This is a genomic window from Gryllotalpicola protaetiae, from assembly GCF_003627055.1.
GTDB classification, from domain to species: Bacteria; Actinomycetota; Actinomycetes; order Actinomycetales; family Microbacteriaceae; genus Gryllotalpicola; species Gryllotalpicola protaetiae.
Window position 1 is genome coordinate 42,433 of record NZ_CP032624.1, and the last position, 12,550, is coordinate 54,982.

The window sequence follows — 12,550 nt, forward strand, 5'->3', positions numbered from 1 at the left end:
CGCGACTAACGGAGCGGGTGCGTGTGCCAGATCCGGTCGATGTAGTCGCGCATGGAGCGGTCGGACGAGAAGAAGCCGCTTCTGGCGACGTTCAGCACCGCCGACCGCGCCCACGCATCCTGGTCGACGTAGGACGCGTCGACCTTCGCCTGCGCGTCGAGATAGGACTCGAAGTCGGCGAGGGCCATGAACCGGTCGTCATAGAGCAGGTTCGAGACCAACGGCTCGAACAGGCCGCGGTCGCCGCCGGAGAAGTGACCTGAGGCGATCAGGTCGAGGGTGGCCTTGAGCTGCGGGTTGCTCTCGTAGTACTCGTGCGCGTGGTACCCCTTCGCCTGCAGCTCGGCGACCTCCGGCTCGGTGAGACCGAACAGGAAGAAGTGCTCGTCGCCGACCAGCTTGCGGATCTCGACGTTGGCCCCGTCGTCGGTGCCGATGGTGAGGGCGCCGTTGAGCGCGAGCTTCATGTTGCCGGTGCCCGACGCCTCCTTGCCGGCGAGCGAGATCTGCTCGGAGAGGTCGGCTGCGGGAATCAGCGTCTCTGCGAGCGTGACGTTGTAGTTGGCCGGGAAGACGACCTTCAGCACGTCCTTCACCAGCGGATCGCTGTTGACGACCTGGGCCACCGAATTGATCAGGTGGATGGTCTCCTTGGCGATGCGGTACCCGGGGGCCGCCTTCGCGCCGAACACGAAGGTGCGTGGCGTGACCTCGTCTGCCGCGACCTTCCCGGTGATGATCTGCTCGTAGGTGCTGACGATGTGCAGCAGCTTCAGACTCTGGCGCTTGTACTCGTGCAGGCGCTTCACCATCACGTCGAGCAGGTGGTGCTCGGGAAGGACGACCCCGTCGCGCGCCTGCAGCAGCCGGTACAGTTTGGCCTTGTTCGCCTCCTTGATGGCGACGAACGAGTCCCGGAATCCCGCGTCCTCCGCATACGGCTCGAGCTCCTCGAGCCGTTCGAGGTCGGTCAGCCAGCCGGTCCCCAGCGTCTCGGTGATCAGCTCGGACAGGCCGGGGTTCGCGAGGCGGATGAAGCGCCGTGGCGTGACGCCGTTGGTCACGTTCGTGAATTTCTCCGGCCAGTACTCGGAGAAGTCGTGCAGCACCTTGTCGCGCAGCAGCTGCGAGTGCAGCTCGGCGACGCCGTTCACCTTCGATCCGGCGACCGTCGCGAGGTACGCCATGCGCACCGCACGCTCGGGGTATTCGCCGATGATCGACATCTGCCGGGCGCGCAGCTCGTCGTTCGGGTACGCCGCGCGCACCTCGGCGAGGAACTCGTCGTTGATGCGGTAGATGATCTCAAGGTGCCGGGGAAGGAGCCGGCCGAGGAGCTCCGTCGACCACACCTCGAGCGCCTCGGGCAGCAGCGTGTGGCAGGTGTAGGCGAAGCACTTCTGCGTGATCGCCCACGCCTCGTCCCAGTCCAGCTTCTCGATGTCGACGAGCACCCGCATCAGCTCCGGGACCGCGATCACCGGGTGGGTGTCGTTGAGCTGGAAGATGACCCGCTCGGGCAGGGTCGTCACGTCGCCGTCGAGGATGAACCGGTCGAGGAAGTCGCGGATCGAGCAGGCCACGAAGAAGTACTGCTGCTGGAGCCGCAGCTCCTTGCCCTGCGGGGTCGAGTCCTCGGGGTAGAGCACCTTGGTGATGTTCTCTGCGAAGGTCTGGGCGCGCACGGCGTCGGCGTAGTCACCGCTGTTGAACGTCGGCAGGTCGAAGGCCTGCGTCGCCTGCGCACTCCACAGCCGCAGCGTGTTGACCTGGCCGTTCTGGTAGCCGGGAACCATGTAGTTGTACGGCATGCCGAGCACGTTCCACGCCGGGATCCAGCGGCTGCGGCTGGTTCCGTCGGCGTCGACGTAGGTCTCCGTGTGGCCGCCGAAGTCCACCTGCACCGCGTGCTCGGGGTGCGGGAACTCCCACGGGCTGCCGAGGGTCAGCCAGGAATCCGGCTGCTCGACCTGCCGTCCATCGACGAAGGTCTGACGGAAGATGCCGTATTCGTAGCGGATGCCGTAGCCGATGCACGGCACGCCCATCGTGGCGAGCGAGTCGATGAAGCACGCAGCCAGCCGGCCGAGGCCGCCGTTGCCGAGACCTGGCTCGACCTCCTGCGCACGCAGCGTGGCGATGTCGATCCCGCAGGCGGCGAGCGCCTGCTCCGCGATCTCCTCCAGATCGCTCGCGAGCAGCGCGTTGCCGAGCTGCCGGCCGAGCAGGAACTCGGCGGACAGGTAGCCGACCATCTTGGCCTTCGTCTCACGCGCCTTGCGCGTGTTCTCGAGCCACCTGGCGGACAGGTAGTGGCGGACAGTGCGTGCGAGCGAGAGGTACTGGTCGTTGACCGTCGAGCGGGACAGCGTCACTCCGGCGTTGGTGTTGAGCTCGGCGAGGAATTCCTTCACGAAGCCGTCGACCGTGTGCGGTGGAGAGGTGACAGGGGCGAGCGCGAGCGGATGCGTCGGCTGGAAACTCGGGCCGACATGGTGGGACTCTGAGGTCTGGGCCTCATCGGCCGTCACGGGGGTTTCGGGCTTGACTGCGTCCAGCATGTCGAATTCGCTCACACTCGTACCGTAGTGACGCCACGTTTCTTGGTTGTGACGACTTGGGGACACGATAGGTTCGCATCGTGGCGAACGACACGGATGCCTTCACTCCCGTCCTCGGCCGGATTCCGCTCATCGAGCCCTCCCCAGAGGTCGACGGCGGGCTGTTCGCCGCCAAGGCGTTCGCGGGCGAGGTCGTCCCGTTCGAGATCACCGCGTTCCGCGAGGGCCACGACCTGATCGGCGTCGACCTGATGCTGCTGGCCCCCTCCGGCGAGCAGACGGCGCACCGCATGCAGCCGTTGGGTATCGAGCACCCGGACCGCTGGGGCGTCCTCGCTCTGCTCGACGCAGAGGGCGAATGGCGCTTCCGCATGCAGGCCTGGGCCGACGAGTGGGGCACCTGGCGGGCCGTGGCCGAGAAGAAGATCCCCGCCGGGGTCGACATCGCCGTCACCTTCCAGGAGGGCGCGATCATCGCGGAGCGCGCAGCGGCCGACCAGCGCCGCTCGAAGGCCGAGCGGCGCATGTTCACCGATCTCGCAAGGATGCTGGGCGACGACGCCGCACCGGCCGAGGCGCGCATGGCGGCGGCATCTGAGCCGCGCGTGAACCAGATCATGGCCGAGCGCCCCGTGGTGTCGCTGCAGACGCTGTCCGAGACGCGGCGCATCGTCGTCGAGCGCACCCGCGCGGGCGTCGGCGCCTGGTATGAGTTCTTCCCTCGCTCGATCGGCGCGAAGCGGCGCGGCGACGGCACCTGGCAGTCCGGCACCTTCCGCACGGCGGCCCTGCGGCTGCCGGAGGTGGCCGCGATGGGCTTCGACGTGGTGTACCTGCCGCCGATCCACCCCATCGGCCGCGCGTACCGCAAGGGCCCGAACAACGCGCTCACCGCCGGCCCCGATGACCCGGGCTCGCCGTGGGCGATCGGCGGCCCTGACGGCGGGCACGATGCGATCCACCCCGAGCTCGGCACCGTCGAGGACTTCCAGTACTTCCTCGGCAAGGCCGAGCTGTCCGGGCTCGAGGTGGCCATCGACCTGGCGCTGCAGGCATCCCCCGACCACCCGTGGGTCCAGACCCACCCCGAGTGGTTCACGACACTGCCCGACGGCACGATCGCGTACGCCGAGAACCCGCCGAAGAAGTACCAGGACATCTACCCGCTGAACTTCGACAACGACTACGACGGGCTGCGCCACGAGGTGCGCCGCATCGTCGAGCACTGGATCGGCCTGGGCATCAAGATCTTCCGCGTCGACAACCCGCACACGAAGCCGCTGCGCTTCTGGGAGTGGCTGATCCACGACGTGAACGCCGCCCACCCGGATGTGGTCTTCCTCGCCGAGGCGTTCAGCCGGCCGGCCGTCATGCAGACGCTGGCGAAGGCCGGCTTCCAGCAGTCGTACTCGTACTTCACCTGGCGGAACACGAAGGCCGAGCTCGAGGAGTTCCTCACGACGATCTCTCGCGACTGGGCGCCGTTCTACCGGGCGAACCTGTTCGTGAACACGCCCGACATCCTCACCGAGTACCTGCAGTTCGGCGGCCGGGCCGCCTTCAAGATCCGCGCAGCGATCGCCGCGACCGCCGGGCCGCTGTGGGGCGTCTATTCCGGGTACGAACTCTACGAGTCGGTTGCCCGCCCGGGCGCCGAGGAGTACATCGACAACGAGAAGTACGAGTTCAAGCCGCGGGACTTCGGCCGCGCAGCAGCCTCGGGCGATTCGCTCGCCCCCTACCTCACCATGCTGAACCAGGCCCGCAAAGCACACCCCGCGCTCCGCCAGCTGCGCAACCTCACGCTGCACGGCTCGGACGACGACGCCGTGCTCGTGTACTCCAAGCGCTTCGACGCGCGGTTCAGCCGCGCAGGCAGATCCGACACCGTCATCGTGGTCGCGAACGTCGACCCGCACTCGGTGCGCGAGACGCTCGTGCACCTCGACGTCACGGCGCTCGGCCTCGACCCGGGTGCCGAGTTCGAGGTGCGCGACCTCGTCACCGGGCAGCGCTGGAACTGGTCCGCCCGCAACTACGTCCGCCTCGACTCGTTCTACGAGCCCGTGCACATCCTCCATGTGAAGGAGCCCAGCTGATGAGCAGCGTCACCCTGCCCCGCATCGCCGAAGAGACGCTGCAGTCGCTCGCGGAGGGGCGGCATCACGAGCCGCACGCGGTTCTCGGCCAGCATCCGATCGCCACGGGCAGCGTCAGCGACCCGGTGACCGTGATCCGCACGCTGCGCCCGCTCGCGAGCTCGGTGTCCGCCGTGCTCGCGAGCGGCGCGCACGTCGAGCTCGGGCACATCGGGCACGGCGTGTGGCAGGGGGTGTCGATCACGGGCATGAGCGACTACGTGATCGAGGCGCGCTACGACGACGGCAGCGTCTACGTGGCCGACGACCCCTACCGCTTCTCCCCGACGCTCGGCGAGGGCGACACCTGGCTGATCCAGCAGGGTCGGCACGAAGAGCTGTGGAACGCGCTCGGCGCGCACGTGCGCGAGCACTGGGGCGTCGCGGCCGCGACGAAGGGCGTCGCCTTCGCGGTGTGGGCGCCCAATGCGACTGCCGTGCGCGTCGTCGGCGACTTCAACTCGTGGAACGGCGCGGGCCACACGATGCGCTCGATGGGCGGCAGCGGCCTATGGGAGCTGTTCGTCCCAGGCCTCGACGTCGGCACGCTCTACAAGTTCGACATCCGCACCAGGTCGGGCGACTGGGTTCGCAAGTCCGACCCGCTCGCGCAGTACACCGAGGTGCCACCCGCCACGGCCTCCGTGGTGGGCGAGAGCCGCTACGAGTGGGGCGACGGCGACTGGCTCGCAGCCCGCCGCACGAGCCATCACGACAAGCCGATCTCGATCTACGAGCTGCACTTCGGCTCGTGGCGGCCCGGCCTGTCTTACCGCGAGGCCGCCGATCAGCTCATCGAGTACGTCACCTGGCTCGGCTTCACCCACGTCGAGTTCCTGCCGCTCGCCGAGCACCCGTTTGCGCCGTCATGGGGCTACCAGGTGACCGGCTACTACGCGGCGACGAGCCGCTTCGGCCACCCCGACGACCTGCGGTACCTCATCGACCGGCTGCACCGCGCGGGCATCGGCGTGATCATGGACTGGGTGCCCGGCCATTTCCCGAAGGACGACTGGGCGCTCGCACGATTCGATGGCCAGCCGCTCTACGAGCACGCCGACCCGCGCCTCGGCGAGCAGAAGGACTGGGGCACCTACGTCTTCGACTTCGGCCGCACCGAGGTGCGCAACTTCCTCTACGCGAACGCGCTCTACTGGCTCGAGACCTTCCACGTCGACGGTCTGCGCGTCGACGCGGTCGCCTCGATGCTCTACCGCGACTATTCCCGCAACGACGGCGAGTGGACGCCCAACATCCACGGCGGGCGCGAATATCTCGAGGCGATCGGATTCCTGCAGGAGACGACTGCGACGGCGTACAAGCGCTACCCCGGCATCATGATGATCGCCGAGGAGTCGACGAGCTGGAGCGGCGTCACGAAGCCGACCGATCAGGGCGGTCTCGGCTTCGGCTTCAAGTGGAACATGGGGTGGATGCACGACTCGCTGCAGTACATCGAACGCGACCCCGCGTACCGCTCGTACCACCACAACGAGATGACCTTCGCGATGGTGTACGCGTACTCCGAGAACTTCATCCTTCCGATCAGCCACGACGAGGTGGTGCACGGCAAGGGCTCCTTGCTCGACAAGATGCCGGGCGACCACTGGCAGAAGCGCGCCAACCTGCGCGCCTTCCTCGCCTTCATGTGGGCGCACCCGGGCAAGCAGCTGCTGTTCATGGGCCAGGAGTTCGGCCAGTGGACAGAGTGGAACGACGAGACCGGCCTCGACTGGCATCTGCTCGACTACCCGGACCACCGCCAGGTCGCCGAGCTCGTCGGCGACCTCAACCGCATCTACCGCGAGAACTCGGCGTTCTGGCGCTATGACACCGAGCCGCGCGGCTTCGAGTGGCTCGAGGCGGGCGACGCCGAGCACAACGTGCTCGCCTTCCTGCGCTGGAGCGAGGACGGCCCCGTGGTCTGCGCATTCAACTTCTCGGGCGCGCCGCACCAGGATTATCGACTCGGCCTGCCGTTCGCCGGCGACTGGGACGAGATCGTGAACACGGATGCCGCGAGCTACGGCGGCTCAGGAGTGGGCAACCTCGGCCGCATCCATGCGGAGGAGCGCGGCTGGGGCGGTCGTGCCGCCAGCGCCGAGGTCAACCTGCCGCCGCTGGGCGCGATCTTCCTGCGCCCGACGCCGGCCGTTCCCGAGGTGCCGGCCGGCCCGGCTTGAAGAGCCGCTGAGGACTCCGTCCAGAAGTTCTCAGAGCACCATCTCGAGGCGATGGCCGAGGTCCCGCCGTCGGTCTTCGACACCGACGAGCCCGAGCCTGCCGCTCTGACCCCGTTCGACCGAGTGCGCCGCCGCGCCTGGTCGTGGATGCAGCCCGGCTCCGGCAGCTAGTACAGCAGGCTCGCCAGCCGCCCGCGCGCCTTCATGACGCGCGCGTCCTCGGCCCCGACCACCTCGAAGAACTCGACGAGGCGTTCGCGCACGCGGTTCTTCCCCTCGGCGTCGAGCTTCGGGAACAGCGACAGCAGCCGGTCGAACGCGTCCTCGACGTGACCGCCGGAGAGGTCGGCGTCCGCGACGTCGAGCTGAGCGTCGACATCGTCGGGCGCCGCAGCCGCGGCTGCCCTCACCTCGTCGAGCGTCCTGCCCTCCAGCCGGTGCAGCAGGCTCACCTGCGCGAGTCCGGCCTTCGCGTCATGGTCGCCGGGGTTCTGCGCGATCGCCTTGGTGTACGCATCGATCGCAGCCTGGAAGTCGCCGCGCTCGATCGCGTCGTACGCCTCCTGGTGAAGGGGCGGCAGCGGTGCGGGGGCTGGTTCGGCGGCATCGGCCCCGGCATCCGCATCGTCGACGTCGACCGTGCCGGTGACGCCGTTCTGGGCCGCGAACGCGAGCACCTGCTCGATCGCGTCCCTGATCTCGGGCTCGGGCAACTCGCCGACGAACAGCCCGATCGGCCGCCCGCCGATCACCGCCGCGACGGTCGGCACCTCCTGCGCCTGGAACGCCTGCGCGAGCTGCGGGTTGCGCTCGGCTTCGACGCGCGCGAGCACGAAGCGGCCCGCGTATTCGCGCACGAGCTTGACGAGCGTCGCCGAGAGCCTCGTGGACTGCTCGGCCCACGAGGCCCACAGGTCGACGATGACAGGCACGGTGCGCGAGACGTCGACCAGCTGCGTGAACGTGCGGTCGTCGACGTCGACGACCAGGCGAGCGGGGCCAGACGCCTCAGCGGAAGCCCCCGCGCCTGCGGCGGCCGGCTCGGGCCTGTTCACCAATCCGGAAAGATCCACAGCGCCACGCAGACTCGAGATCTGGGCAGCCCTCTCGTCACTCACTACGGCAGCTCCTTCGCACCGATCACGGCCTGCGCGAAGCCGAGCAGTCGGATCTGCTCCTTCGACTCAGCAGGCGGCACATAGAACAGTAGCTGGTAGCCGTAGTCGGTCTCCAAGCCCTTGCTCGTCTTCGTGAGGCCGGTGAGGGCCGCGGTGGGTCCGTCGGGCTCGCTGAGGGTGATCTCGGCGGCCGGGTCGGTGGGCTTGATCGTCTGCGTCTCGAGCACGTTGGCGACCACGAGCGCGCCGGCATTGTTCGTCGCCAGCGCGATCGGCGCGTTCGTTCCCGCCTGGTCCGCATAGGTGAGCGTGGCCGCGGACTTCTTGTCGATCATCTGCTGGATCGTCTGCGCCTTGAACTCGGCACCGACCTGCTTGGCGAGGCTGTCGTGCGCGAGATCGAACAGCTTGTCGCTGTCGCTGTTCTTGCCGAGCGCGAGGATGCTCGCGTAGTCCTGCGCGAGCTTGCTCGGCGGAACGGAGAGCAGCTTCGAGTCGGGCGGCACCGACGTGGCGCCGATGTTCGCGGGAGCCAGGTCGGGGATCTTCGCACCCCCGAGCATGGTCACCGAGTACGCGACCTTGTAGTTGTCGCGCGGCGTCGCCTGCGTGAGCGTGAGGTCGAGGGGGGCGGCGCTCTTGTTCGTCGTGTCCTCGACGATCACGTTCACCACGCGCGGCCACGTGGCAGTCGCCTGCGGCAGCACGATCGACAGCTTCGGGTTCTGCGGGATCGCAGCAGGAGCCGCGTAGCCGGGCTTCGCGTGCCGGATCTGGTAGTTGACCTGTCGTTCGGTGAGCGCGGCGCCGGTGAAGCGCGTCGCCGCGAGGGTCGCATCCATGCTGGCATCCGCGGTCTTTGCCGTGGTCGCGATGCGCGCGACGATGTTGCGCAGCTGCGGCTCGGTGACGGCGGGCGCCGGGTGGTCCTTGCCCTGACCGGGCAGCTGCGTCGCCAACGGGGTCGTCGTCGCCACGGGCGTCTCGGACTGGCCCACCGCGGGCCAGTAGTCCGACGAGCAGCCGGCGAGCGTCAGAGCGCCTGCCAGGACGACGGGAACCGCGATCAGTCCACGGCCGAGCGAACGGCGGCCATGCGTCTCGACGGGAGCAGGCCCGACCTCGCGCACGCGGCGCGCACGCGGCGGCCTCGGCAGGCGCGGCGGGCGGCCGTTGCTGCCCCCGCGGCGCGGGCCACGGCCGCGACGCAGGTGCCGGAGAGCCAGGATGTAGAACACCACGCCGGCTGCTGCCACCAGGCCGCCCAGCGAGATCAGAGGCCCGGCCCACGGCGTGCGGGTGTCCATCGGCCAGGTCAGCGAGACGCTGTCGGGGGCGGCGTGGGCGCCGTCGCTCGCGATGATCACGCTGACGCCGTCCGGCACGTTCATGGTGGTCGTCGCGGCTTTGACACCCGTGAACTGGTCGAGCCAGAGGTCGCTCCCATCGGGGTTCGGCGCCTTGGGATCGAGCGACGCGGGCGTCCTGGCGGATGCCTTCTCAGACGCGCCCGCGGTCGGGGTGCCACCCGCCGTCGGGGTCGCGGTCGGGCTCGGGGTCGCATCCGACGTACCGCCCGTACCGCTCTTGCCGTCGCGCACGAGCGTCGACGTCAGCGATTCGGTCTGGGCGTTGTAGCTGATGCGCGTGTACGGCTCTTTGCCGACCCACGCCAGCACGTCGGCCGTGCGCCCGTAGGCGACGAACGGAGCGGAGGAGCCGGCGACCTTGAGGGTCTGCTGCCCCTCCCTGGCGTTCAGGGTCGAGCCGGAGATGACGATGTAGGGCGCGCCCTGACGGACTTCAGCGGTCGCGGTCGCGCTTGCGGCGGGAGCCCAGATCGTCCGTTGGGCGATGCCGACGCCGATCATGATCGCGGCGGCGAGAAACGCCGCGATGGCAATGACGAAACGCACGAATGAATCCTTCCTGGCCTGCACGGCAGATATTGACCGGCGGCCAAAAGTCACCCCAGGCTATTCGATGCGCCTGGACGGACCCGGAACGAACCCTGAATGCGGCGTTCGGCGCGCTTCGCGAGGCTTGTAGCATTTCTGGGGTACGGCGCAGTGCGGCGCCGCTTCCCGCCCCCGCACCACCTCGAATCCCCCGGAGAGCCCACAGTGCCCGAAGAGTCAGAGTTCACCCAGGTCTTCCGCGGCTATGACAAGGACGAGGTCGACAAGGCTCTGCAAGAGCTGCGCCGCGAGCTGATCAAGGCCAACACGCAGGCGTCGGATGCCGGCAAGGAGATCAAGCGACTGAACGGCCGCATCGACGAGCTGAACGCCGAGATCGAAGAGGTCGGCAGCCCGACCTTCTCCGGCCTCGGCACCAAGCTCGAGAACACGCTGCGCGTCGCCGAGGAGCAGTCGACGCGCATGATCGCCCAGGCTGACATCGACGCGGAGAAGCTGCGGGCGCAGGTCGCGCGTGAAGCGGAGCAGATCCGCGCAGCGGCGAGCGATCAGGCGGAGCGGGTCGTGAACGAGGGCCGTGCGCAGGCCGCCTCCGCCCTGCAGGACGCGCAGATCGAGGCGAACTCGATCATCGCCGATGCGAAGCGCGACGCCGAGCAGTTGCTTCAGGATGCGCAGCGCGAGGCCGCGGCCATCCGCGGAGCCGTCGCGACGGAGGCGGCAGAGGTGCGGGCGACCAGCAAGCGCGAGGCCGCGGCGACGAAGTCGGATGCGGACCGCGAGGCCGCAGAGGTGCGCGCCGTCGCCGCAAAGGAGGCTCAGGCGAGCCGCGAGGCATCGGCAGGCCTCGACACCGAGGTCGCAGAGCGCCGCGCCGAGCTCGAGCGCGAGCTCGCCGACGCCCGCAACCAGCACGAGGCGCAGCTCGAGGCGGAGCGCATCGCCCAGCGCCAGGATCTGGCGCAGGCCGCGGCCGCCCAGGCATCCCAGCTCGAAGCCGAGCTCTCCGAGCACCGCACGGGACTCGAGCGGAGCCGCATCGACCACGAAACCGAGCTCGCCAAGCTGCGTCAGGCGGCGCATGCCGAGGCCGAGCAGCAGCGTCACGACGCCGAGCAGGCGCGCATCGATCTCGAGGTCGAGTTGAAGTCCCGCCGCGACGAGGCCGAGAAGGAGCACCTCGCTCGCCACCAGGAGGCGGTCGCCCAGACGCAGCGCTTCCTCGACGACGCGAACGTGCAGCTCGCCGACGCGCTGGGGCGCGCGAATGACGCGCGCGAGGAGGCGAAGGCCATCGAGACGGATGTCCGTGCGGAGGTGCACACCAAGCGGAAGGAAGCCGAGGGACAGGCCGCGCAGATCGTCGCCGCCGCAGAGGACCGCGCGAAGGCCATGATCGAGGATGCTGAGAACCGCACTCGGAAGCTCGTGGACGACGCTGAGGACCGCCTTTCGCAGATCCGCATCGAGCGCGAGTCCGTCGCCGGCTACTTCGAGAGCCTGCGCGGCGCGCTCGCGCAGGCCGAAGAGGTCTCGTCCTCCCACGGTGAGTGACGACCCCCCGATAATCTGAACGCGTGAAGATCAGGAACGCGTTCACCCTGGGGCTCGTCGGAACCCTGGGCGTCGGTCTCGGGTACTTGATCCTGACGTCGATCGTCAATCTGACGACCGTCATCACCTACATCGGCGCTGCGCTGTTCATCGCGCTCGGCCTCGAGCCCCTCATCGAATTCCTCGCGAAGCGGGGGGTGCCGCGCTGGGCATCCATCGTCATCGTGTTCGTCGTGATCCTGGGGGTCGCGGTCGGGGTGATCTGGGCGATCGTCCCTGTGATCGTGCAGCAGAGCGCCTCGCTCATCCAGTCGGTCACCAACTTCGTCGACGAGGGCACGTACCAGCAGTGGTATCAGTGGCTGCAGGGCCAGTTCCAGCCCGGCGTCGTCGACAACGCGGTCTCGCAGGTGTGGCATCAGCTGCAGGCCAATCTCGGCACGATCACCGGCGGCGTGCTGCAGGTCGGCCTCGGCCTCATCTCCGGTGCGTTCGGCGTGCTGATCGTTCTGATCCTCACGATCTACTTCGCGGCGAGCCTCAAGAACATCAAGCGCGGCGCGTATTCGCTCGTCCCGGCGAGCAAGCGGAGGCGATTCATCGACATCGCCGAGCAGGTGACGGACTCGGTCGGCAAGTACGTCATCGGCCAGGTGTCACTAGCGCTCGTCAACGGCATCCTGTCGTCGATCTTCCTGACCATCATCCGCGCGCCGTACCCCATGCTGCTCGCGGTGATCGCGTTCGTGTTCTCTCTGGTTCCCCTTGTCGGAACTCTCACCGGCTCAGCGTTGATCTGTTTGCTCTGCCTGCTGCTCGGCTCGCCTCTGACCGCCCTCGTCGCAGCGATCTACTACCTCGTCTACATGCAGGTCGAGGCATACCTGCTCAGTCCGCGCATCATGAACCGGGCTGTCTCGGTCCCTGGCGCGCTCGTCGTCGTCGCGGCCCTTGCGGGCGGCACGTTGCTCGGCGTGCTCGGGGCGCTCGTCGCGATTCCGTTCGCCGCGTCGGTGCTGCTCATCGTGCGGCAGGTCGTGATCCCGCGGCAGAACGAGCTCTGAATCCATTTGCGCG

Annotated in this window: 7 protein-coding genes; 4 read left to right on the forward strand and 3 right to left on the reverse strand. The window is 68.5% G+C overall.

The window, feature by feature from the left end:
- Positions 1 to 5: 5 nt before the first annotated feature.
- Positions 6 to 2,561: a glycogen/starch/alpha-glucan phosphorylase gene (locus D7I44_RS00255; protein ID WP_120790712.1), complete on the reverse strand. Its 2,556-nt coding sequence runs from the start codon at positions 2,559 to 2,561 to the stop codon at positions 6 to 8.
- Between the two features lie 80 nt (positions 2,562 to 2,641).
- Between D7I44_RS00255 and D7I44_RS00260 the strand changes: the two genes are divergently transcribed.
- Together D7I44_RS00260 and glgB are read left to right on the forward strand one after the other, a co-directional pair.
- On the forward strand, positions 2,642 to 4,660 hold the full coding sequence (locus D7I44_RS00260; protein ID WP_162939974.1) for an alpha-1,4-glucan--maltose-1-phosphate maltosyltransferase: 2,019 nt from the start codon (positions 2,642 to 2,644) through the stop codon (positions 4,658 to 4,660).
- Positions 4,660 to 6,882, forward strand: coding sequence for a 1,4-alpha-glucan branching protein GlgB (glgB, locus tag D7I44_RS00265; RefSeq protein ID WP_120787649.1), 2,223 nt, complete (start codon positions 4,660 to 4,662; stop codon positions 6,880 to 6,882). Before D7I44_RS00260 ends, glgB begins: the two co-directional genes overlap by 1 nt.
- 167 nt (positions 6,883 to 7,049) lie before the next feature.
- On the opposite strand, the gene D7I44_RS00270 is transcribed toward glgB, so the two are convergent.
- Both D7I44_RS00270 and D7I44_RS00275 read right to left on the reverse strand, forming a co-directional pair.
- A complete protein-coding gene (locus D7I44_RS00270) occupies positions 7,050 to 8,000 on the reverse strand; it encodes a tetratricopeptide repeat protein (RefSeq protein ID WP_245979836.1) in 951 nt (316 codons plus the stop codon).
- Positions 8,000 to 9,916 carry a DUF8094 domain-containing protein gene (locus tag D7I44_RS00275; RefSeq protein ID WP_120787650.1) on the reverse strand — a complete coding sequence of 639 codons (1,917 nt, stop codon included), beginning with the start codon at positions 9,914 to 9,916 and terminating at the stop codon, positions 8,000 to 8,002. Before D7I44_RS00275 ends, D7I44_RS00270 begins: the two co-directional genes overlap by 1 nt.
- 207 nt (positions 9,917 to 10,123) lie before the next feature.
- Here D7I44_RS00275 and D7I44_RS00280 point away from each other — a divergent pair, with 207 nt between their 5' ends.
- On the forward strand, positions 10,124 to 11,473 hold the full coding sequence (locus tag D7I44_RS00280; protein WP_245979837.1) for a DivIVA domain-containing protein: 1,350 nt from the start codon (positions 10,124 to 10,126) through the stop codon (positions 11,471 to 11,473).
- Positions 11,474 to 11,496: 23 nt separating this feature from the next.
- The gene (locus tag D7I44_RS00285) at positions 11,497 to 12,537 is read left to right on the forward strand and encodes an AI-2E family transporter (RefSeq protein ID WP_120787652.1); all 1,041 of its coding nucleotides are present in this window, start codon (positions 11,497 to 11,499) and stop codon (positions 12,535 to 12,537) included.
- The last annotated feature ends 13 nt before the right edge of the window (positions 12,538 to 12,550 follow it).